Annotated in this window: 26 protein-coding genes; 24 read left to right on the forward strand and 2 right to left on the reverse strand. The window is 46.3% G+C overall.

Annotated elements, in window-relative coordinates; translation table 11 throughout:
- Positions 1-12: 12 nt before the first annotated feature.
- The 7 genes from trpD to ABEW32_RS16740 are packed head-to-tail and all read left to right on the forward strand — an operon-like array spanning position 13 to position 6,797.
- On the forward strand, positions 13-1,059 hold the full coding sequence (gene trpD, locus ABEW32_RS16710) for an anthranilate phosphoribosyltransferase (protein WP_430189497.1): 1,047 nt from the start codon (positions 13-15) through the stop codon (positions 1,057-1,059).
- On the forward strand, positions 1,049-1,843 hold the full coding sequence (gene trpC, locus ABEW32_RS16715; protein ID WP_430189499.1) for an indole-3-glycerol phosphate synthase TrpC: 795 nt from the start codon (positions 1,049-1,051) through the stop codon (positions 1,841-1,843). Before trpD ends, trpC begins: the two co-directional genes overlap by 11 nt.
- On the forward strand, positions 1,840-2,526 hold the full coding sequence (locus ABEW32_RS16720; protein WP_430189501.1) for a phosphoribosylanthranilate isomerase: 687 nt from the start codon (positions 1,840-1,842) through the stop codon (positions 2,524-2,526). Before trpC ends, ABEW32_RS16720 begins: the two co-directional genes overlap by 4 nt.
- On the forward strand, positions 2,523-3,719 hold the full coding sequence (trpB, locus tag ABEW32_RS16725; protein WP_430189504.1) for a tryptophan synthase subunit beta: 1,197 nt from the start codon (positions 2,523-2,525) through the stop codon (positions 3,717-3,719). Before ABEW32_RS16720 ends, trpB begins: the two co-directional genes overlap by 4 nt.
- Positions 3,716-4,522, forward strand: a complete 807-nt coding sequence (gene trpA / locus ABEW32_RS16730; protein WP_430189506.1) for a tryptophan synthase subunit alpha — start codon at positions 3,716-3,718, stop codon at positions 4,520-4,522. Before trpB ends, trpA begins: the two co-directional genes overlap by 4 nt.
- A gap of 56 nt (positions 4,523-4,578) precedes the next feature.
- A complete protein-coding gene (hisC, locus tag ABEW32_RS16735; RefSeq protein WP_430189509.1) occupies positions 4,579-5,682 on the forward strand; it encodes a histidinol-phosphate transaminase in 1,104 nt (367 codons plus the stop codon).
- Positions 5,683-5,708: 26 nt separating this feature from the next.
- Positions 5,709-6,797: a prephenate dehydrogenase gene (locus ABEW32_RS16740; protein WP_430189511.1), complete on the forward strand. Its 1,089-nt coding sequence runs from the start codon at positions 5,709-5,711 to the stop codon at positions 6,795-6,797.
- A gap of 286 nt (positions 6,798-7,083) precedes the next feature.
- On the opposite strand, the gene ABEW32_RS16745 is transcribed toward ABEW32_RS16740, so the two are convergent.
- On the reverse strand, positions 7,084-7,698 hold the full coding sequence (locus ABEW32_RS16745; protein ID WP_430189513.1) for a class I SAM-dependent methyltransferase: 615 nt from the start codon (positions 7,696-7,698) through the stop codon (positions 7,084-7,086).
- A gap of 675 nt (positions 7,699-8,373) precedes the next feature.
- Here ABEW32_RS16745 and ABEW32_RS16750 point away from each other — a divergent pair.
- The 9 genes from ABEW32_RS16750 to ABEW32_RS16790 all read left to right on the forward strand — a co-directional run bounded on the left by ABEW32_RS16750 (position 8,374) and on the right by ABEW32_RS16790 (position 14,971).
- Entirely contained in the window at positions 8,374-8,970 is a 597-nt protein-coding gene (locus tag ABEW32_RS16750; protein WP_013310707.1) for an RNA polymerase sigma factor, read from the forward strand.
- On the forward strand, positions 8,967-9,593 hold the full coding sequence (locus ABEW32_RS16755) for an anti-sigma factor (RefSeq protein WP_430189515.1): 627 nt from the start codon (positions 8,967-8,969) through the stop codon (positions 9,591-9,593). The genes ABEW32_RS16750 and ABEW32_RS16755 overlap by 4 nt, the downstream gene beginning before the upstream one ends.
- A 69-nt stretch (positions 9,594-9,662) precedes the next feature.
- Positions 9,663-10,247, forward strand: a complete 585-nt coding sequence (locus ABEW32_RS16760; protein WP_430189517.1) for a histidine phosphatase family protein — start codon at positions 9,663-9,665, stop codon at positions 10,245-10,247.
- A 182-nt stretch (positions 10,248-10,429) separates the two neighbouring features.
- On the forward strand, positions 10,430-11,539 hold the full coding sequence (locus ABEW32_RS16765) for a hypothetical protein (protein ID WP_430190418.1): 1,110 nt from the start codon (positions 10,430-10,432) through the stop codon (positions 11,537-11,539).
- Between the two features lie 54 nt (positions 11,540-11,593).
- Entirely contained in the window at positions 11,594-12,100 is a 507-nt protein-coding gene (locus ABEW32_RS16770; RefSeq protein ID WP_430189519.1) for a gamma carbonic anhydrase family protein, read from the forward strand.
- A 22-nt stretch (positions 12,101-12,122) separates the two neighbouring features.
- On the forward strand, positions 12,123-12,302 hold the full coding sequence (locus ABEW32_RS16775) for an IDEAL domain-containing protein (protein WP_013371655.1): 180 nt from the start codon (positions 12,123-12,125) through the stop codon (positions 12,300-12,302).
- Positions 12,303-12,476: 174 nt separating this feature from the next.
- Positions 12,477-13,127, forward strand: a complete 651-nt coding sequence (locus tag ABEW32_RS16780; RefSeq protein WP_430189521.1) for a DUF1405 domain-containing protein — start codon at positions 12,477-12,479, stop codon at positions 13,125-13,127.
- Positions 13,128-13,150: 23 nt separating this feature from the next.
- Positions 13,151-14,047, forward strand: coding sequence for a GNAT family N-acetyltransferase (locus ABEW32_RS16785; RefSeq protein ID WP_430189524.1), 897 nt, complete (start codon positions 13,151-13,153; stop codon positions 14,045-14,047).
- A 78-nt stretch (positions 14,048-14,125) separates the two neighbouring features.
- Complete coding sequence (locus ABEW32_RS16790) at positions 14,126-14,971, forward strand: sporulation protein YpjB (RefSeq protein WP_430189526.1); 846 nt, start codon at positions 14,126-14,128, stop codon at positions 14,969-14,971.
- 78 nt (positions 14,972-15,049) lie between these two features.
- Here the strand turns inward: ABEW32_RS16790 and ABEW32_RS16795 are convergent, their stop codons facing one another.
- Positions 15,050-15,919, reverse strand: coding sequence for a YitT family protein (locus tag ABEW32_RS16795; protein ID WP_430189529.1), 870 nt, complete (start codon positions 15,917-15,919; stop codon positions 15,050-15,052).
- Positions 15,920-16,134: 215 nt separating this feature from the next.
- Between ABEW32_RS16795 and ABEW32_RS16800 the strand changes: the two genes are divergently transcribed.
- From ABEW32_RS16800 to ABEW32_RS16835, 8 genes are all read left to right on the forward strand, one after another.
- Positions 16,135-16,464: a nucleotide pyrophosphohydrolase gene (locus ABEW32_RS16800; protein WP_007430805.1), complete on the forward strand. Its 330-nt coding sequence runs from the start codon at positions 16,135-16,137 to the stop codon at positions 16,462-16,464.
- A gap of 50 nt (positions 16,465-16,514) precedes the next feature.
- Entirely contained in the window at positions 16,515-17,033 is a 519-nt protein-coding gene (locus ABEW32_RS16805; RefSeq protein ID WP_430189531.1) for a tetratricopeptide repeat protein, read from the forward strand.
- A gap of 31 nt (positions 17,034-17,064) precedes the next feature.
- The gene (gene dapB / locus ABEW32_RS16810) at positions 17,065-17,868 is read left to right on the forward strand and encodes a 4-hydroxy-tetrahydrodipicolinate reductase (protein ID WP_430189534.1); all 804 of its coding nucleotides are present in this window, start codon (positions 17,065-17,067) and stop codon (positions 17,866-17,868) included.
- A 56-nt stretch (positions 17,869-17,924) separates the two neighbouring features.
- Positions 17,925-18,362 (forward strand): methylglyoxal synthase, encoded by a 438-nt coding sequence (gene mgsA, locus ABEW32_RS16815; protein ID WP_013371648.1) that lies wholly within the window; start codon positions 17,925-17,927, stop codon positions 18,360-18,362.
- Positions 18,359-19,051: a bacillithiol biosynthesis deacetylase BshB1 gene (gene bshB1, locus ABEW32_RS16820; protein WP_430189536.1), complete on the forward strand. Its 693-nt coding sequence runs from the start codon at positions 18,359-18,361 to the stop codon at positions 19,049-19,051. Before mgsA ends, bshB1 begins: the two co-directional genes overlap by 4 nt.
- Before the next feature lie 83 nt (positions 19,052-19,134).
- Positions 19,135-20,298, forward strand: coding sequence for an N-acetyl-alpha-D-glucosaminyl L-malate synthase BshA (gene bshA / locus ABEW32_RS16825; RefSeq protein ID WP_430189538.1), 1,164 nt, complete (start codon positions 19,135-19,137; stop codon positions 20,296-20,298).
- A 55-nt stretch (positions 20,299-20,353) separates the two neighbouring features.
- The gene (locus tag ABEW32_RS16830) at positions 20,354-21,676 is read left to right on the forward strand and encodes a CCA tRNA nucleotidyltransferase (protein WP_430189541.1); all 1,323 of its coding nucleotides are present in this window, start codon (positions 20,354-20,356) and stop codon (positions 21,674-21,676) included.
- Positions 21,669-22,643 (forward strand): biotin--[acetyl-CoA-carboxylase] ligase, encoded by a 975-nt coding sequence (locus ABEW32_RS16835; protein ID WP_430189543.1) that lies wholly within the window; start codon positions 21,669-21,671, stop codon positions 22,641-22,643. The genes ABEW32_RS16830 and ABEW32_RS16835 overlap by 8 nt, the downstream gene beginning before the upstream one ends.
- Positions 22,644-22,713 lie beyond the last annotated feature (70 nt).

Below are 22,713 nucleotides of genomic sequence, written 5' to 3' on the forward strand. Positions count from 1 at the left end.
GAGGAAACGACAATGGAACGACATGACATGATGCAAGTAGGGTTAAGCCGGATCATTGAGGGACAGCATCTTTCGCGTACGGAGGCTCGTAGCGTGATGGAACAGATTATGAGTGGGAGTGCTACACAGGCGCAAATCGGTGGGCTGCTGACGGCTCTTCGTCTCAAGGGAGAGACGGTAGATGAAATCACCGGTTTTGCCGAAGCAATGCGCAATTACGCTAGTCCAGTACAAGCTGAAGAAGGCAACAGTCATCTGCTGGATACATGCGGCACCGGAGGTTCGGGTATTCACAAGTTTAATATTTCCACCATATCCGCTATTATCGCGGCTTCGGTTTCTGTACGGGTAGCCAAGCACGGCAACCGCTCAGCAAGTGGCCGTGCAGGTAGCGCTGATGTCCTGGAGGCATTGGGAGTTAACATTCATTTGACAAGTGATCAGGCTCGCTCGTGTCTGGACCGCATTGGCATCTGCTTTTTGTTCGCACAGCTGTATCATCCGTCCATGAAGCATGCCGCTGCACCGCGCCGTGAGCTAGGTGTGCGGACGGTATTCAATATGCTCGGTCCGTTGACGAATCCGGCTGGTGCGGATCGGCAGTTGCTGGGCATTTATGACGCTGGCAAAACGGAAGTGATTGCCGAGGTATTGAACCAGCTCGGTTCCAAACGAGCCATGGTTGTCAGCAGTTTGGATGGACTAGATGAAATTAGTATTTCGGCAGCGACACGAGTATCCGAGCTCAAGGACGGCAAGGTTCACACGTTCGAGCTACATCCGTCGGATCTAGGCTTGCAGACACATTCTCTCGACCAGGTGTTGGGCGGCGATGCCCAGCTTAACGCAGACATCATACGGCGAATTTTGAACGGAGAGTATGGTGCTTATCGGGATGTTGTGCTAGCGAATGCAGGAGCGTGTATTTATGTATCAGGCGCAGCAGCTACTTTGACAGACGGAGTAAAGCGAGCTGCCGAAGCCATTGACTCTGGACTGGCGCTTTCCAAGCTGGATCAATTAATACAGGCAACGGGGGAATATCAATATGTATCTTGATAAAATTGTAGTGACGAAGCGACAAGAAGTGGAGCAGCTTAAGCAGCATTTTGAGATTAATAAAGCTGAACGCATAATTGCAGATTTACCTGTAACGAGAGGATTTGAAAATGCGATCGCAACCGGACGCAACCGTCCACTTGGACTGATTGCTGAAGTGAAAAAGGCTTCCCCGTCCAAAGGATTGATTCGGCCCAATTTCCATCCGGTGGATATCGCGCGTGCATATGAGGGATCGGGAGCCGATTGCATTTCTGTACTGACGGATGTGACGTATTTTCAGGGGAGCCCTGAATATTTGCAGCAAATTCGCGATGAAGTGAAAATTCCACTGCTGCGAAAAGATTTTATCATTGATGAACGACAAATATATGAAGCCCGCCTGTTAGGAGCGGATGCAGTACTGTTGATTGCCGCGATATTGGAATCGAATGTATTAGGTTCATTCTTACAAATCGCCAAGGATCTTGGGCTGGACGCGCTGGTAGAGGTGCACGACAGTGAGGAACTTAAAGCAGTGCTGGATCTAGGTACAGCTACCTTAGTTGGTGTGAACAATCGCAATCTCCGGACATTTGAGACCCGTCTCCAGACGACAGAGGAGCTGATCTCGCTGATCCCTAAAGGGATTACATTTATCAGTGAAAGTGGCATTGCAGGACCGGACGATGTGAAGTATCTGCATTCGGTAGGTGCGCACGGCATTCTGGTAGGGGAGCATCTGATGCGTAAGGAAGATGTAGGACAGGCTGTAGCTGAATTGATGGACGGGGTTAATGCATGAATAATACGGGCTTAAAAATTTGTGGACTTCAAAGCGTTGAAGTGCTAAAATCTATGGTAAACTTACCGGTCGATTATATAGGTTTTGTGTTTGCCGACAGCAAGCGTCGAATTGATGGCACACATGCTGGGGAATTGCTTCGCGTATTGGATGAATGGGCTCCAGGCAGCAGACCACGCAGCGTGGGTGTTTTTGTGAACCCTGATGATGCACTGTTACATGATGTGATGGAGAAAGCACCATTGGATGTTATTCAGCTGCATGGACAGGAAAGCCCACAGCGCTGTCGAGAGCTTAAGGAACGTTTTGGCATACAGATATTCAAGGCTTGGTCTGTGGACAGCCAAGGGCAGACAGTGCAGGGGAAGACCGAACACCGAGCGGACGAATTAGAGGCTTATGTCGGAACAATTGATGCTTTACTGCTGGATACATACGATCCCCTGTATGGCGGCGGTTCTGGAAAAACGTTTGCGTGGGATCGAATTCCCGCCTATCAGGCTTGGACTCATCAACACGGAATCCCTCTATTTGTAGCTGGGGGGCTGACTGCCGATAACGCAGAAAAGCTGATTAGCGAGTATCATCCTGACGGGCTGGATGTTTCCAGCGGTGTAGAGACGAACGGAGTCAAGGACATTGCAAAAATCACAGCATTCGTAGAAAGGGTGAAGCAGGCATGACACAATTACCTGATAACAACGGACGTTTTGGAACATTTGGCGGACGTTTTGTACCGGAAACATTGATGAACGCACTGATTGAATTAGAGGAATCCTACCGAAAATACGCGGATGATCCTGAATTTAAAGCAGAGTTGAACGGGCTCCTGAAGGACTATTCGGGTCGGGAAACTCCGCTTTATCATGCGGAGCGTCTGAGCGAACATCTGGGCGGGGCTAAAATTTACTTGAAACGCGAAGATTTAAACCATACTGGCGCCCACAAAATTAATAATGCATTGGCTCAGGGATTGCTGGCAAAGCGTATGGGTAAACAGAAGGTCATTGCCGAAACAGGTGCAGGACAGCACGGTGTTGCGACAGCTACCGTAGCTGCATTGCTTGGATTGGAATGCAAGGTGTTTATGGGCGAAGAGGATACGGTTCGCCAGCAGTTGAACGTATTTCGGATGCAGCTTTTGGGTGCAGAAGTGATTCCGGTGACATCTGGTACGCGTACACTTAAGGATGCCGGGAATGAAGCTTTGCGTTATTGGGTGAGCCATGTCCATGATACGTTTTATATTTTAGGTTCGGCTGTCGGCCCACATCCGTATCCGATGATGGTGCGGGATTTCCAACGTGTGATAGGCGATGAAACACGCCGTCAAATCTTGGAAAAGGAAGGCAGACTTCCGGATGTTGTTGTGGCAGCGATCGGTGGCGGAAGTAATGCTATCGGTATGTTTTATCCGTTCATAGAGGATCAAGGTGTTGCTTTGATTGGCGTGGAGGCTGCTGGAAAAGGCGTCGAGACGCAATTCCATGCAGCTACCATGAGCAAGGGAACACAAGGTGTTTTCCAAGGCTCTATGAGCTACTTGCTTCAGGATGAGTACGGACAAGTGCAGCCTGCGCATTCCATCTCGGCCGGACTGGATTATCCTGGTGTTGGACCAGAGCATTCATACTTAAAAGATATTAAGAGGGCCGAATATGTTCCGATTACTGATCAGGAAGCGCTGGATGCACTTCAACTCCTTTGTCGTACCGAAGGAATACTTCCTGCATTAGAGTCGGCACATGCCGTTGCACAGGTCGCCAAGCTGGCACCTACGTTGACCGCAGACGATATTATTGTTATTTGTTTGTCTGGTCGCGGGGATAAAGATGTGGATTCCATTATCAAGTATTTGGGAGGAAATCCGTCATGAATTTAATTGATCAGGCGTTTGAACGCCTTAAAAATGAAGGCAAAACGGCATTAATTCCTTTTCTGACGGTAGGCGACCCGGATGTGGATACTACGATAGAGATCATTCGGCAGTTAGAGTCGGCCGGAGCCGATATATTGGAACTAGGCGTACCTTATTCGGACCCGTTGGCTGACGGCCCTGTCATTCAGCGTGCGTCTGAACGTGCATTAAAACGGCAAATTTCGATCCGCACCTGTATGGAGACCGCGTCTCTGGCTAGGGCAGCAGGTTCAAGCCTGCCTTTTATACTGTTCACGTATTATAATCCTGTATTGCAGATGGGGATGGATGCTTTCTTCGCAGGCTTGCAGGAGCACGGTATCAGTGGTCTGATTATTCCGGATCTTCCGCTTGAAGAAGCAGAGGAGCTGGGAGGACGTGCAGCAGAGGTGGGTGTGCATCTGATCCCGCTGGTAGCTCCAACGTCTGAACAGCGGATTGAGCGAATTGCCCGTCAGGCCCGTGGATTTGTATACTGTGTATCTTCGCTGGGTGTAACCGGAGAAAGAGCTTCTTTTTTTGAAGGTATTGAAGGCTTTATCACGCAGGTCAAACGGCATACAAGTGTTCCGGTGGCGATAGGCTTTGGTATTTCAAATCGTGAGCAGGTTGTCCGGTTTTCGGACATTTGCGATGGAGTTGTGGTTGGCAGTGCTATCGTGCGTCAGGTGGAGGAAGCCATTCCATTGCTGGAGGATTCTGCACGTAGAGAAGAAGGGCTTTTGCAAATTCATGATTTTGTGGCACAATTAAAGCAGTAACAGGTGTCAAAGTAGAAATTTTAATATAGTTCTGATGGGATCGAGGAGGTAGGGGCATGCAACCTAAACCGCATATTGTACATTTGCCAGTATATCAGCCCGGTAAACCGATTGAGGATGTGAAGCGTGAGCTGGGACTCGATGAAGTGATCAAGCTCGCCTCAAACGAGAATCCGTATGGCAGCTCTCCTAAAGTGTTGCAGGCCATTCAGCAGGAGTTTGCTAACATCAGTGTGTATCCTGACGGAAGTGCAGTTGCTCTGACACAAGCACTAGCTAAACAGACGGGTTTAAAAGAAGAACAATTTATCTATGGCTGTGGCTCTGACGAAATTATTGCGTTGATTACGCGTGCATTTCTCCTTCCAGGGGAAGAAAGCATTATGGCTGATCAGACATTTTCTGTTTATAAAAGTAACGTGGAAATTGAGGGAGCCGTTGCAGTTGAGGTGCCTTTGCGTGATGGTGTACATGATTTGGATGCCATGCTGTCTCATATCAATGACCGTACAAAAATTATTTGGGTCTGCAATCCAAATAATCCGACGGGCACGATTGTACCCGAAGCCGAATTGATAGCGTTTCTGAATCAAGTACCCAAGCATATCATGGTGGTACTGGATGAAGCCTACGCTGAGTTTGTAATAGATCGTTCGTATCCAGACGGCATTCGTTTGTTGTCAGCTTATGAAAATTTGGTTGTACTGCGCACCTTCTCCAAAATCTATGGTCTGGCTTCGTTACGTATCGGCTATGGTATGGGATCTGAGGCAACCATTCGCTTGATCAACCAGGTTCGTGAGCCGTTTAATACTTCACGGGTAGCCCAGGCTGCGGCTATTGCTGCCTTGGAAGACCAGGAATTTGTTCAGGAATGTCGGGATCGCAATGCAGAGGGTAGAGCTTATTTGCAAAATGAGTTGAAACGTCTGGGCCTGGAGTCTTTCCCGGCACATGGTAATTTTATTATGCTGGACGTACGTCGTCCATCTGGTGAGGTATTTCAGGAGTTGCTTCGTAAAGGTGTGATTATTCGCGCAGGTCATCACAAATATCCGACATACATTAGGGTGTCGGTTGGATCACAGCCGCAAAATGAATTGTTTATTCGCGCGCTGGAGCAGGTCCTAGGGGCGGAAGCGGCGAACGTACGCCTATAATTTCCGCAGATGGGATTTGATATTAGATGAAGATTGCTATTTTCGGCGTGGGACTGATTGGCGGGTCCCTCGCACTTTGTTTTAAAGGGAAGCCGGATATCACTGTAGTCGGCCACGCTCATCTCCCTGAACTGATGGAACCGATGTTAAGCCGTGGTGTCGTGGACACTGTGACTCTTTCGGTTGAAGAGGCAGCAGAGGATGCCGATTTTATTTTTTTATGCGTACCGGTTGGTTTACTGGAGCATTATCTTGAGCTGTTAAGTCAGCTGCCGCTTAAAGCAGGTTGTATTATTACTGATGTAGGCAGCACGAAAGCGGCGATTGCCAAAAAGGCATCAGAAATTTCTTTGCGCAACGCTTACTTTATCGGGGGACATCCGATGGCCGGCTCAGAGCGCTCCGGTGTCAAGGCTGCTTCTGCGCTGCTGTTTGAAAACGCATATTATGTGCTTTCCCCAGCAGCAGGTGTGCCTGAGGAAGCATATAGCTCGCTGGAGCGTTTGTTAAAATATACCGGTGCTCATGTTGTGCGTGTCCAACCTGATATGCATGATGATATTGTCGGTGCAATTAGCCATCTTCCACACATTATTGCAGCAGCGCTGGTGAATCAGGTACGAAAGCACAATGATGAAAATCCGTTGTACCGTACACTGGCCGCTGGTGGGTTTCGTGATATTACGCGGATAGCCTCTAGTGACCCGATTGTGTGGCGGGACATTCTGCTGAGTAATCGTGATGTTTTACTAGGCTTACTGGAAGAATGGAACGGGCAGATTGAGCGATTTACCCACTTGCTGAGAACACAAGACGGAGAGGGGATTGCTGACGAATTTTTGGCAGCTGGGCATTTCCGCAGTGAGCTGCCGGAGCGCCGCAAAGGAGTCATCGTCTCTACGTTTGATCTGTATATTGATGTACCGGATACCCCAGGGATTATCGGAAGAATTGCAATGGAGCTAGGAAATCACAGTATTAACCTGAGCAATATGCGAATCATTGAAAGCCGGGAGGATGTTCCAGGCATCATGAGGCTTTCCTTCCGTCAAGAACAGGATTGGGAACGTGCCAAAGCCTTGCTGGATTCGATGGGCTATAAAGTGGTGGTGTGAAGGTTGGGGAAAGTGTGTGTTTGTTAAGGAGACACTGCTTCACGATTCATTTGATCTTACGATCGCTGTTGCCTGCGGATTTTCTGAATATATGTTCAAAGGTGGAAATCCGCAGACAAAGGCGAACGCTACGCTTCTCCAGAATTCAAATGAATCTCTCCGCTACAAGCCGCCGCCTTAAAAGCACCATGCTTTCTGATGGTGAAGAAGTAAGAAAAGATCTAAAGCGATCGAAGGTTCTCTTCGCTCGCTTTTTTGTTATTTGAAGAGATAGTGGAGCTACGCGTTATTTTGTAAGCACTATCTTTCTATACATACCGTTGAACATTATAGGTGCATTTTCTTTGATCCGCAGTTTTATTTTTTGGGTTTCAAGCAGTTCTTCAAAATTCAATCCTATATCGGTTCCTAACACTCTAATAAGGGGTCTTATTGTTTTTTTGAATAATGAGGGCTTTTTTCCTTTAGGAGAAAACTTATCGAAAATGATAATTTCCCCGTCTTTTTTCAAAACTCGCACCATCTCATCGAAGCATTTATTTGCGTTAGGTACTACCGAGAGAATTAGACTTCCTACTACTATATCAAAATGATCATCCATAAAATTCATTTGTTGAGCATCCATTTCCAAGAATTGTATGGATGTATTGATAAATTTATTTTTTGCTTTGTTAAGCATTTCAGGTGAATAATCTATAGCAGTAATATCTAACTCATAGTGATTTATTAATTCTAAATCTGCTCCAGTTCCTACACCTACAAAAAGTATTTTTTGCTCGCTATTAAATGGCTTTTCGTGAAATATGATCTTTCTAGAATTAAGGAAGCTACCTGAATTGAAAAACTTATCATAAATTGGAGACCAAATCTTATATATTACCTTATTCCACTTATTATTCATTCCTTGCCCCCTACCTATTGAAAAATTTATTATATAATAATGTGCTTTAATAAGATAATCAACTAATTGGTAAATTATTGATGTATTTTTCAACCCTCATATGGGGATATGAGTAAGGTAAAGAGGAGTATTGGAAAACAAAAAAAAGACCACCCGGGTAAAGCCCCGGGTGGTAGCTACTTTTCTTAAGTAGCTGAGTAGGATAGGAGTGGAGAGAAACCATACTGTACTTTTATTATATGTATACGTTTTCATTTTGTCAATATTTTTTTAAAGCGTTTTCTTTTTTGTGTAATTTCCTTATAGGTGCTTTAAATGAAACACTTTGATTGGGTTTGTCATTTATTTTGAATAAACTTAAAATCCATTGAAAAGCTGTTTAAATGAATTAGCTGCCAGCGTTAGGGAGCCTTTGATGGAAATCGTGGGGATTTTGGACTTTTTTACTGGCGACCATTTTGTGGTACAATGATTAAGTCCATTTTGGATGTTGAATATTGTTGGGGATAGCACCGTTAATGTTGGCACTACATAGGGTAAGAAAATAACAAATGTTCCATGATGCTGTTTCATCCATTTGCGCAGAGGGCGCAACTTTTTTTGACCTGTTCGGTATATATAGACAGAATCGGACGGGAAAACAGCACATGTATGGGCGAGGAGGGTCTCACTCGGATGATGACAGATTCCCAGATGATTCAGGAAATCAAACAAGGTAATGTTGAGGTATATTCAGAATTAATGAGGCGGCACCAACGTAAAATTTTAGCTTTTGTTTATCATATGCTGAAAAGTTCGAACCTGGAAATGATTGCTGAGGACTTATGCTCGGAGACGTTTTATAAAGCGTATCGGAGCCTGCATTCTTTTCGCGAGGTAGATGCATCGTTCTCCACTTGGCTATATACAATTGCACGCAATACGGTGCTAAGCGAGCTTCGCAAACACCGTAGTGGTCAGGTTCCATTGGAAGAGAGCGGTTATGTACCGGTAGCTCCATCGGATGTAATTCCGGAGCAGGCTGTTCTTCGCGGTGAGAAGGTAGAGATGGTTCGTGAAGCAATCAACAGATTGCCTGAGAAGCAGCGATCTGCGCTGATTTTGCGTGAATATGAGCAATTAGATTATCAGGAGATTGCGACTATTTTAGGACAGACAGTCAGTGCCGTGAAGTCATTGCTTTTTCGGGCAAGAACCAGTGTGAAGACGCAGTTGGAGCCTTATTTTTTTGAGCCTCTCTATGAGGAAAACGAAGGGATGAGCAGCCAATGAAATCCAGGGACGCTGAGGATTTGTTCGCTACAGGCAAAAATGTATCGAAACAAGACTCGGAGCGCAGACGGGCCAAGGGCTCGTCTGCCGGGTGGGAGCATGGTTCGGAAGAGAATGATTGGAATTTGTCAAAAGAAAGTCGATCGGCTATTCGTGATATTTCCTTTGAAATAACAGATGACAAGCTAGAGGCAATGAATCGTAGAGTCATGGATCGCATTTATGAAGAATCACCGTGGCTTGTTCCGGGCGAGCATCGACGTGCGCGTGTGAACCCAGCAGCCCGTAAGTATATGTCTGTATGGATTGCTGGCTTCTTGGCCGTATTTTTGTGCAGCTTTTTGTTTTTGAATTGGAATGGAAGCTCCTCTCAGGAAAATCCCCCCCAAGCGGCTCCTGTCATGGACACGGGTATTTTACCGACAGGCTTGCTGGAAACTACAAGTACATCTCCACAGTATCAATACCACATTAAAGATGTGAATAGTGGGATTATGGACCCGCTCGTTGCAAGCATTGTTCCTACGTACCCGCAATACTGGATGTTGTTGTCTGTATTGGCACTTGCGCTTGCTTTATTTTCTCTGGGCTGGATCCATCGGACAAGAAGGGTTAGAAATTAGCTGACAGCTGAGCTCCATATACAATTTATTATAATGCCTGAATAACACAACAGCGGAGGATCGGACACAATGCTTATTGGCTTGATCAGACATGGATTGACGGATTGGAATGCGGTAGGGAGAATCCAGGGGCACAGTGATATTCCGTTGAATGAGGAAGGGCGTCAGCAGGCACGTTTGCTTGCAGAACGATTGAAGGAAGAGCCTTACCACTGGGACGGGCTTATTACAAGTAGTCTCTCCAGAGCGAAAGAGACGGGGGATATTATTGCCTCTGCTCTGCATCTGCCGTTGCTGGAACCTGATGATCGATTAAGAGAACGGGCTTATGGTCAGGTCGAGGGGATGACACAGGCTGAACGCGAAGAGAAATGGGGAGTCGACTGGCATCTGCTGGATTTGGGGCAGGAGAGCGATGCGGATCTTCAGCTTCGCGCCCTAGCTTTTATGGAGGCTATCTGGACGGAAAATCGGGACAAGAATCTGCTAGTCGTTTCCCATGGTGGTTTTTTGGCTAATTTGTATAAGGCTCTGTATCAGGAAAAATTTACAGAACGAATTGGAAATTTGTCACTAAGCGTACTCCAGCGTGAGGATGCGGACTGGGAACCACTTTTGTATAATTGCACGAAGCATCTGCACGAGAAAAAGTAACAGCAACTAAAATAATTATGAAAGATCATGGTTTCTACTCATTGTAGAACCGTGGTCTTTTTTGTTTTTAATTATACCTTTGCAAAAAAAGAGGTTTAGAGTCTGAAGATTCCGTCAAAGCTGTGGGTACAACAGGTAAGAATCATTTCTGGATGACAGTCCAGTGGCGAGGCGATGGAACGATGAATCTGGCGGATATGCTGACATTTGCGGATATTGTGCATTTGAACAGGATCGCAGTGTATTACGATTGTGACTGTAAACCTAATTCCAAGCATGAATTGATCCAAGGGATTTTGACAAAGCTTGGCAGCAGTAGTTTCTTTGAGACGCAGGTCAAGGAGCTGAAGTTGTCTGAGGTAAGGTTTTTGAACGCATTATTGTTTGATGACCGACCTTATTTCAGTATGGAGGAATTAATTGCGATGGCCAAACAGTCTGTCGAGACTGACGGGGATGCTGGTGAGCGACCACGGGATATTGTAACTCGCCTGCGTTCTAGCGGCTGGTTGTTCAACGGTTCAACGCACAATACGAGGTATTTGTACCAAATTCCGCTGGATATGAAGGAGCGCTTTCGGCGTGTTATGGTACGTGACTTTCAAAACGGAATGATTCGGGTAAGCGAACCATCGTCGTACCGGGATGAAGGACATCTACTGGGCGAGGATTTACGGCTTTTCCTTCAATACATGAGGCAGCATGAGGTTCCGCTTAATCCTGAGGGAGCCTGGTACCGTCGCAATCAACAGCAGCTAATGGAGCATTTGCACATAGCGGAGCCGTTATTGGGTAAAGGAGGATGGCGTTTTGGCTATGGTTCTTCTTTTAAGTTTTACCCAGATCGGATGGCACTGCTGTATGATTACGCTCGTTACTCCAAGTATATTGAGGAGAAGGGGGACCGGGTTAAGCTGACCGCAAAGGGGGAGGCACAGCAGGAACTCGCAATCGAGGAAGAAATGATACAGCTATTCAGGTTTTGGTTAAGATTGTATAAAGGAGCCGTACCCAATCTGCTTTCACTAGTCTACTGGATTGGAGAATGTGCCAGGCCATGGACATCTTCAGAGTCGCTTTTTGTGCATATCGGTCCACTGATTCGACCGTTTTACTATGATACCCCTCGTTCGGTCTTTGATCAGAGGATTATACGAATGATGCTTCACTTGGGGATGCTTCGACAAGGCGAGCATTCGACGGGACCCTCTGTGCAAATGACGGCTTGGGGGCAGAAGCTGGTGAGTGAATGCCGCCTTGGGCGAAACGACTCGGGTGTACGGCTCCATTGACAAGCAGTACACATGTTGATAGAATTTCACCCAAAATATGAGAGGGTGAAATTGATGCTAATTCACTACAACGGAAATATGCCACAGCTCCATTCATCTGTCTACGTGGCAGAAGGAGCCAAAATTGTCGGAAAAGTAACGATCGGCCAAGATTCCTCTGTATGGTTTAATGCCGTACTGCGCGGGGATATGGCGCCTATCATCATCGGTGAACGCTGCAATATTCAGGACGGTGTCGTGGGACATGTGAACACGGATCAGCCTCTGCTGCTGGCGGATGATGTTTCGATAGGACATGCTGCTATTATCCACGGTTGTACGATAGGCAAAGGCACTTTAATTGGTATGGGGGCCATTGTACTCAACGGTGCAGAGCTTGGTGAATATGCTTTAATAGGAGCAGGGTCGGTCGTTACGGAAAATACCAAAATACCACCCTATACTCTTTCTATCGGTACACCTGCCAAAGTAGTGCGCGAATTGACAGATGCAGATTTGCAGCGGATGTCACGAACGACACTCAGCTATGTGGCGAAAGGAAAAGAATATAGGATCTCTTAAACTCATGTTGGAGGTGCATCCTATGGATAAAATGAAGGTTACTTATGAGGTAATGTTGGGCCTGTCTGCTGAAATGGTTTTGGACGAGGCATTACGTAAACACCGGAGTGAAAAACTTTACAAGGATATTGATGAGGCGTTAGCCTCCGGAGATGAAGTAGCTTTTCGTCATCTTACGGATGAACTGAAAGCAATGAGTTAGAACGCTTTTGGAAAGCTTAAGTTGGTCATTTTAGATCAGGCGCCAGTTCGAGATTATATCATCAAACCTGACCGTTACGGCGGTCAGGTTTTTTTGATACGCTTGGATATGATATAGTCTTTGTAAGATAGTACCTGTGCAAGGTAGCTGTCGTATGAACGGAGGAGGAAGGACGTGTCGTTATCTTATTTGTGGAGCCGGTCGTTCTTGACGAGCCGGCCCTTTTTGTGGCTACTGTTCTGGTGTAATTTGGTTGGAACGGTATATGGGTACATATGGTATGGAGGACAGCTGGAATATACACTGAATTATCACCCAATGTGGCAGATTGTATTTGTGCCTGATAGTCCGACAGCCAGCCTATTTTTTACGATTTCTATCGTGTTTTTGCTATATCCTCCGCAGTTCAAGAGCTTGAAGGTCTTTCGCCAGATTATGGAGGCGTTAGCTGTTGTCACAAGTGTAAAGTACGGCATCTGGGCTTCAGCTATTATTTTGTGGGGAGTAGCGCAGGGGGGACACATGGTATGGCAGGATTGGATGCTGATAGCATCTCACACAGCAATGGCGGTCGAAGCGTTACTGTTTGTACGTTTTTTTAGCTGTAAATGGATTGCTTTATGTCTGGCTGCACTGTGGACCTTGTTAAATGATACGATGGATTACACCTTTGGAATATACCCTTATCTTCCCAGAACATTAACAGATGATGTACCGCAAGTACGTGTTTTTACCTACATGCTGACCCTTGTTAGTATTGTAGCGGCATGGTTTGCCATGCTGGCACGCAATCGAAAGGGATCGTCTTATCGTGATGTAGCTTGAGTCTTTTGAATGGAGAATTAGGGATGAATACAGTAATAAATCAAAAGGAATATATATTCCAAAAAGGAATCCGTGATGATCACAAAATAAAAACAAGTTTTAATTTTTTGGCAAAACAGAGTTTTGGGCTTGATTTTGAAGCCTGGTTTCAATTGGGAGAGTGGGAGAATAAGTATATCCCTTATATCCTTTTGGATGGAGATTGCGTAGTAGCCAATGTATCTGTAAGTCTGATGGATTTTGATGTATTAGGCGAGAAGAGAAAGTATATTCAGATCGGAACTGTAATGACGGAGGCTAACTACGGGAATCAAGGTTTGAGTCGGTTTTTAGTAGAGCAAGTACTAAAAGATTGGCATGGCAATTGTGATGGGATCTATCTGTTTGGAAATGATAGTGTAAAGGATTTTTATCCTAAATTCGGCTTCGCTTCGGTTCCTGAGTATCAATGTAGTCGGTGGGCACCGGCCATCAGCTTGGACATAAGGGTTGAGAAATTGAACACAGAAGAAATATCGGATTTACAGTTGTTAAAACTAAAGAGCGCTGATTTCAATCCGTATTCACTTTTTTCTGCGGAAAGCAATGAATGGTTGGTTTTATTTTATAGTACCTTATTTTTTAAAGACAAGTTTTGGCACATACCTCAATACGATACGATTGTAGTTGCAGATTTCGAAGGAGATACGATGAACTGTTACGATATTTTTGGAGCGGGTGATATTCCTTTAGATGATATTTTAGCGGCAGTGATGAAAGAAGAAACGAAAAAGGTTGTTTTTGGTTTTACTCCAAGAGAGCAGGATGACTGCGGAATTTCCATACTGGTGCAGGAGGATACTACACTGTTTTTTATGTCTGAGCATTCCAATATATGTAATGAGGAATATCTTATGTTTCCTGTTTTGACGAGAGCCTAGTCGGTTTCAAACGAATCTCCTAAAGCGGGTTCTAGTCCTGATCACCTTACCATACAGTAAGGTGAGGAGGGATGTCCCATGATTAGTTGTTGGGGGGTTCGTATTGCGTTACGTGTGGTTTCGAGTATTGTGCTATTAATGGTCTTGCTGCTGTCCGTCTGCGTCCCTCCAGGTGTGGCAGAAGCGCATGATCAGTCAAAACCCGTAGGTAATACAAAGGAAATTGAAAAAATGGATCATGCAGCTGCGATACTGTACCGCGACGTAATGGACGGGAATATTGAAAAAGCGCGTGCGGATGTAGCCGAGGTGAGCCGATGGTTCGGCACTGGGCAGGTGCAGGCGGCGCTATCTGTAGAGGCCATTCATGCTTTATCTGGCAGCATTCTTGAGGTGCAGCAAGCTACACAGTCCGTTCAAGCATCACCGGATGAGTGGGTGAAGGCAGCAGCCAATTTAAGGCTTGCGACAGATGCGCTTGCACATCCGCGTCAGCCTTTATGGCAGCAGTATTATAAGATTTTAAGAGAAGATGTCAGCAGCCTGAATAACCAGTTTGCTAAAGGGAACATGAAGGGATTCAAAGATAGCACCGCAGTTCTCGAAGACCACTATGAAACGATCCGTACAGCAGCATTGATTCATGGCAGAACAACCGAGGTCGTGCGGACTGATTCCTGGATTTCCTACGTCAAAGGATTGGGAGATCAGCAAAATGCAGATGCCTCAGCGATTAGAGGGGCACTGGATCAGGGTAATCCGACGTTTAATGCCTTGTTTGGACGTGAAAAAGACGCTACTGCACTGGCATCATTTATCCCGTATGAAAGTGAGCGCCGGGCTGAAATAGCTATTGGTATGATTGTTCTGCTGGCACTGATCTATGCAGGTTACCGTAAATATCGGGCTGGTTTTACTGGGTAATGGTGGAAGATTGAATTTACCTTCGCATCGTTGGCTAGAGCCATCTATATATGTCACCCCATAGCCCGGCTTACCGGGCTATTCCTCTTTGAACCCTTCGCCATGTACGTCATGCACATCCTGAATGATGATAAATGCCCGTGGGTCAACCGATTTAACAATTTGGTGCAGCCGCCGTATTTCCTGACGAGACACGACACAATAGGCAACATGCTTGGCCTGTTTGGAAAATGCACCCACAGCTGGAATTATGGTAACTCCACGATCCATGTCCCTGGTAATAATATCTGCAATGTCCATCGTATGATCGCTGATAATCATAAAGGCTCTGGCAGAGTACGCCCCTTCTTGTATAAAATCAATAATCTTGGATGCGATGAACACAGCGACTAATGTATATAGAATTTTTTCTTTTGGTATGTAAAGTAGCGAAGCGCCGATAATGACAATATCAATGACCAGCAGAATCCTTCCCATACTCCAGCCAAACTTCCGGTTTAAAATGCGAGCGATAATATCTGAGCCGCCAGTAGTGCCGCCAAAGCGGAACACAATACCTAACCCGGCCCCAAGCGTAACCCCCGCATATAATGAAGAAAGTATAAAATCGTGTTCAGTTTGAAACGTCCCCATCCATCCGAGATGAATCATTTTTTCAAACAACCATAGAAAGAATGTGAGTGATCCGATACCGACCCCCGTATATATAATCTGCTTGCCCCCAAGCATTTTCCACCCAATCAAAAATAATGGAATGTTCAGAAACAAAGTGGACATAGAAGGTGAAATCGAAAAAGCATAATTAAGCAGCAATGTGATTCCTGTAATACCGCCTTCCATCAGTTTACTGGGTATAATAAAATAAAGTAGACCAAATGCATAAATAGCGGTGCCGAATACGATGGGCAAAATCAATTTAAGCTGTTCCATAGACTTGGATATTTTCATATGATCCCTCACAGTAGCAGTTTAAGGAGGGGCGACTACATGCAATCTTTTGCTAAATCGCAGATCCTTATGTTCAGTATACCTTTTTATGGCAGCTTTAAAAGACAGATGACTGCAAATGGGTGTCGTTAGTCCACAATTAAAAAAAATTTGTTTTAAAATGTGCTTTACGATAACATATGAATAAACCTGCACATGGGGGGATTGCGTGTTTCATGGAAAAATCGTTAGATGAAATTCAACGTGAAGTAGACCAGTACATCTCTCAATTTAAGGAGGGGTACTTTAGCCCTTTGGCTATGTTGGCCCGGATGTCCGAGGAGGTCGGTGAACTGGCGAGGGAAGTGAATCACTCCTTTGGTGAGAAACCGAAAAAAACGGATGAGGCGGACAATTCCATTGAGCTGGAGCTGGGGGACATTTTGTTCATCACGGTTTGCTTTGCGAACTCACTAGGTATAAATTTGACCGAGGCACATGATAAGGTTATGCATAAATTTAACACGCGTGACGCGAATCGCTGGACCAAAAAGGACACCGATTAGGCGTTTTGTACATATGCTGTACCAAACCGGTTACCCGGAGGTGCAGTGTCATGAAGGCGGAGGAATACGTTCAGAAAGCTTATCAGTGCATTTTGCAGAATGATTTTGAGCAGGCGGTGGAATGGTTTGAAAAAGCGATTGCTGCCCAGCCTGATCATGCGGATCATTATTTCCGATGCTCGGTTACCTATGCTCGTAGTGGACGTTTGGAGCAGGCCCTGGCATATGCAGAGCATGCGGTTCGTCTTGCTCCACAGCAGGATGAATATGTTCTCCATCTGCACGCACAGGAAGCCAGGCAGTATACAGAAAAGGCCAGAAAAATGCTGGATGTCGACAAAGCTACACCACAGTTGCGTCAGGATGCGATTTTGCTGCTAGAACGAGCAATTTCTCTTGATCCATTATGTGGCGACGCATTTTTACTGCTCGCCTTAATTTATGACGAATTGAATGAACATAAGCTGGCTGTGCAGGCTGCTCGTGAGGCGGCAGCGCTGTTTCCACACAATGTGCAGCTTGCCAACCTCATGAAGAAATTATGCCAGCAGATGAATGAACAAATCTAGCACAAATGGATGCATAAGGAGTTGTAGGGATATGTCAGAACCAATAAAAGTGGCTGTCGTTGGAGCAGCAGGGCGTATGGGCCGTGAGGTTGTCAAATTGGTTCTTCAGGATGAGGAACTACAGCTTGTAGCCGCAGTGAACAGAACACACGCCGGCAGTGATGCCGGCCTTCTCGTCGGACTACCGGAAGCTGGTATCGCTATTATGGAGGATGTAGAGCAGGCTTTACTGGAAAGTCGGGCCGATGTCATGGTTGACTTTACGGGGCCGCGTTTTGCGTACGCACATACAACGCTTGCTATTAAGCATGGAGTTCGTCCGGTGATCGGTACAACAGGGTTTACCCCTGAACAGATTGACGAACTGGACAAGCAGTGTCGTGAGCAACAAATTGGTGGTCTGATTGCGCCCAACTTTTCGATCGGGGTCATTCTGATGATGCGGTTTGCAGCTCAGGCTGCAAAGTACTTCCCTCATCTGGAAATCATCGAATATCATGGTGACCAAAAATTGGACGCGCCATCAGGCACAGCCATTAAGACGGCAGAGCTGATCGCTGAGCAGCGCCAGGAGCTACGACAAGGCAATCCGGAAGAGGAAGAGACGCTAGAAGGATCACGTGGTGGTTACTATCAAGGATTCCGTATCCACAGTGTCCGTCTTCCCGGTGTGTTCGCACAGCAAGAAGTCGTATTTGGAGGATTTGGACAATCTCTGAAAATTCGTCAGGATTCCTATGAACGAGCTGGATATATGCCTGGTGTGAAAATCGGTATCCAGAAGGTAATGGATCAGCCGGGGCTTGTATATGGTTTTGAGCATTATATCGATTAAAAATATACGAATGAATTGATGAATGGAATTATAGAATGAGGCAGGAGGAATTTTGAATGTTAAAGATTGCATTTATAGCGCATGATCGCAAAAAGGATGAAATGGTTAATTTTATAACGGCATATGAGCATGTTTTTACAGATCACCAATTATATTCCACAGGTACAACGGGTCAGCGCATTATGGAGCAAACCAAGCTTCAAATTCACCGCTTCATGTCCGGGCCGCTGGGTGGAGATCAGCAAATTGGGGCCATGGTTGCGCAAAATGATATGGACTTGATTATATTTTTGCGTGATCCGCTCATGGCGCAGCCGCATGAGCCGGACATTAGCGCCTTGCTGCGTCTGTGTGATGTACAGGGAATTCCTTTGGCCACCAACGTTGCAACTGCTGAAATACTGGTTAAAGCGCTGGATCGAGGCGATTTTGCTTGGCGTGAGCTGGTACATAAATATAAACCGGGCATTGACCAGCAGGGTGATGTAAAATGACGCTGGACATCCTGATTTTCGGAGCCCATGCCGACGATGCAGAAATAGGAATGGGAGGCACGATTGCCAAGCATACAGCCGCTGGGTTAAAGGTGGGGGTGTGCGATTTGACACGGGCTGAAATGTCATCTAATGGTGATGTGGATACTCGTATGGCAGAAGCTGAACACGCTTCGAAAGTACTTGGGCTGGCTGTGCGGACGAATTTGGGTCTGCCTGACCGTGGATTATATGTAACTCCTGAACATGTAGCTGCAGTTACAGCAGAAATCAGGCGCCATGCACCAAAAGTTGTATTTGCTCCTTATTGGGAGGACCGGCATCCAGACCATGTCATGTGCAGCAAGTTAGTAGAGGAAGCTGTGTTTAACGCGAAGTTGAGACGTTTTATGCCAGAAAGTCCTGCGGTACAGGTAGAGCAATTATATTTTTATTTTATTAATGATATCGGCAGAACGGACTTAATCGTGGACATTACCGATCATTATGAAGTCAAGGAACAGTCGTTGTTGAGTTATGTTTCGCAATTCCAGGCAGCTCCTGGAAAGGATACGGTATCCACACCACTAAATCAGGGCTACGTAGAACGTGTAAAAGCTCGGGACTCATTGTTAGGTCAACGTAAACTGATTTCGTATGCAGAAGGTTTTGCGTCCAAAACACCATATCTGGTTAAGCTATTCACATAAGGATTTTATACCTACGCATGTTGCAGAATGCTGAAATACATGAACATACATGATCATGAATGGACGGAAGGAGGCAGCTTAGCTTGAATGACAAATTGAAAATTGGGATTACCTGTTATCCGTCGCTGGGTGGCTCCGGCGTTGTGGCTACGGAGCTGGGCAAGTTGCTGGCAGAAAAAGGGCATGAGGTCCATTTTATTGCCAATAGCATTCCGTTCAGATTGGGCGGAGCGTTTCAAAAAAATATTTTTTATCATGAAGTTGAGGTTAACGACTATTACGTGTTTAGATATCCGCCATATGATTTGTCGCTAGCGACAAAAATGGCCCAGGTGGCTCAAATGAAGAATTTGGATGTACTTCATGTCCATTACGCTGTCCCGCATGCAGTATGCGCTTATTTGGCGAAGGAAATGGTGGGCGACCATTTGAAAGTGGTGACCACCCTGCACGGTACCGACATTACAGTGTTGGCACAGGATGAATCGTTAAAGGATCTGATTCGACTGGCTATTAACAAAAGCGACGCTGTGACAGCGGTGTCCAAAGATTTGATTCGGGAGACAATTGATGCGTTGGAAATAACACGACCTATTGATTTGACCTACAACTTTGTAGATAAACGAGTATATTATCCACGAGATGCTGCTGCGCTTAGGAGAGATTTTGCCCAACCGCATGAAAAAATTATGATGCATATTTCTAATTTCCGTCCTGTCAAAAGGGTAGGAGATGTGCTAGATATATTCGACAGAGTGCAACAAAAGATACCTGCGAAGCTGCTGCTGGTGGGAGAAGGACCGGATCTTCCAAAAATTCGATGTAAAATTGAAAGTTTAGGCTTGCAGGACAAAGTCTTCTTTTTAGGAAAGCAGGACCAAATCGCAGAAGTGATTTCTATGGCGGATGTGTTGCTGCTTCCCTCGGAGAAAGAGAGCTTTGGGCTAGTAGCATTGGAAGCAATGGCCTGCGGAGTGCCAACAATCGGTTCTCAGGCAGGAGGGGTACCTGAACTCGTTGTGCATGGAAGTACAGGGTATCTTGCCGAAATTGGTAATACCGAGGCAATGGCAGAATATGCAGTAGAACTGTTGTCTGATGAAGCGATGGCAGAACGTTTCCGTGAAGCATGTCTAACGCGCGCACGTACTGTATTCTGTGATAAGCTGATTACCCGTCAATATGAAGAAATTTATTACCGTGTGTTGGGACGCGAGGTGCCGGATCTTAAACCGATCAGCGTTTAAGTGGGCGGACTCGCGTCCGTTTTTTTAATGAATAACTTGCAAAGGGGGAAACCCTGTGAATACCAATACTTGGAAACATGCTGACCCAGAGATGGCTCTTCACGGCAGAGAGGTCATACATACGCTAACCACAGCAGGCCACGAAGCTTATTGGGTCGGTGGCTGTGTGCGGGATGAACTGTTAGGACGAGCTATTCATGATATGGATCTGACCACCTCGGCTGAGCCTGAAGAGGTCTTAGCGCTATTCCCTCATGTTATTCCGACAGGAATCCAGCATGGGACGGTTACGGTCATGCAGGACGGTCATGCGTTCGAGGTGACCACTTTTCGTACGGAAAGCGGTTATACCGATCACCGCCGTCCGACGGAAGTATCCTTTGTGAAGGACATCCGTGAGGATCTGATGCGGCGCGATTTTACAATGAACGCAATCGCGATGGCTGAACATGGGGAGCGAGTGGACCCGTTTGGAGGGGAAGCAGATTTGCGAGCCTCTCTCGTTCGTTGTGTGGGACGAGCTGAGGAACGTTTTGAGGAGGATGGGCTGCGAATGCTGCGCTGCATCCGTTTTGCCTCTGTATTTCGGTTCCGAGTGGCCTACAATACTTGGAAAGGTATGACTCGTCGCAGAGAGGGACTTAGATACATAGCCATGGAACGGGTGCGAGTCGAGTTAGAAAAGATGCTAGCGGGACCTGATCCATTACGTGGGCTGGAGATGCTGGGCCGTAGTGGATTGCTGGGCTGTACGAAGGTTCCGGTTCCCTGGGAACAATGTGACGCACAGGCGCTTCAGGAGATCAGTCAACTACCAGCAGAGCTGCGGTGGGGTTTGCTCCTTATGTCTTGTAGTCTTAGCTCCGAGGCAGCGGACGAGCTGTTAAGAGCTTGGACCTTCTCCAACGCTGTACGGATGCGTTTGGTTCATTTGTTGGAATGGGAAACCGGGCTCATCAGCCAGGCTACTGCTATAGCTGACAACTCTGTTTCAAGGGATTCTGACCATATCAACGTTGAGGCGCTGCGTCGTGACTGGATTCGTTTGTTAATTAAGCTTGGAAAGGACACAGCTTCAGACTGGCTTGAGCTACACAAAATACTGCCATCTTCGTTCCGTGGATTACCGCCATGGGTAGAAGAGCATGTTAAGAAAATAGCTGAAATGGCAACCTCATGGACACAGCAGGCAGTAGTCGTTCGTATCAAAGATTTGAATATTACTGGAAATGAACTGGTTCAGGCAATGAATCGACCAGGTGGACCATGGCTAGGACAGATGATGGAACAGCTTTTACAAGCGGTCGCTTGCGGAGATATTCCCAATGAAACAGAAACATTGCTTCAGGAAGTGAAACGGGTGATGAGTAGTGAATAATCATGAAAGACTGTTAGGCATACTGGAGGAGGGTTCATCCGATTACGTATCTGGTGAGGAGATTAGCCGGCGCCTCTCGGTTAGCCGCACAGCGATATGGAAGCAAATCAACAAACTGCGTGAGTTGGGTTATAATATCGATGCCTCGTCGCGTCGGGGCTATCGGTTAGTATCCCGGCCCGATCGGCTGGAAACTTCCAAATTGGCAGATATGTTAACTACTCAATCGTTTGGCCAGCGCATCTTGGTACTGGATTCAACGGTATCCACTCAGCAGGATGCTATGCGTTTGGCAGAAGAGGGTGCGTCAGAGGGAACGGTCGTGCTTGCGGAGGAACAAACGGCAGGTCGGGGACGTCTGGGGCGAAAATGGTATTCCCCTCGTGGCAAAGGTATCTGGATGAGCATTGTATTACGCCCCACCCAGCCTCTGGCCTTTACCCCCCAACTAACGCTGCTTACAGGTGTGGCGGTGTGCAGGGCTATACGCCGACTGACGGGTGTAGAAGCAGGCATCAAATGGCCGAACGATTTGCTGATTCATGGTCGAAAAGTATCCGGCATTCTACTGGAATCGGCAACAGAGGATCAACGGGTTCGCTACTGCATTGCAGGGATTGGCATTGACGTTAACTTGAATGCAGAGGATTACCCGCAAGAGTTATCCCATGTAGGGACGTCTTTGAAAATAGAAGCAGGGCATGAAATTGACCGGACTGCGCTGATTGCTGCAGTTCTGGAAGAAATGGAGCAGTTAAGCAAGCTATATGCCGAGCAAGGGTTCCAGCCTATAGCCATGCTGTGGGAGGCGTTATCTGTGACAATGAACCGCAGCGTTCGGGCACATACAGGACAAGGGATAGCGGTAGAAGGTACAGCGGTAGGCTTGGACCCTTCAGGGGCTCTTGTAATTGAAACGGATCTTGGAGAGCGAATTCAGGTCATATCAGGGGATATACAATTGTAGAAGCGACCCTAGCTGTGTATATGACTGCAATCGTTCTATTCCCTGTGTAAAACTTCACGTGAAAAAGCTG

This window comes from Paenibacillus jamilae (assembly GCF_050482105.1).
GTDB lineage: Bacteria > Bacillota > Bacilli > Paenibacillales > Paenibacillaceae > Paenibacillus > Paenibacillus jamilae_B.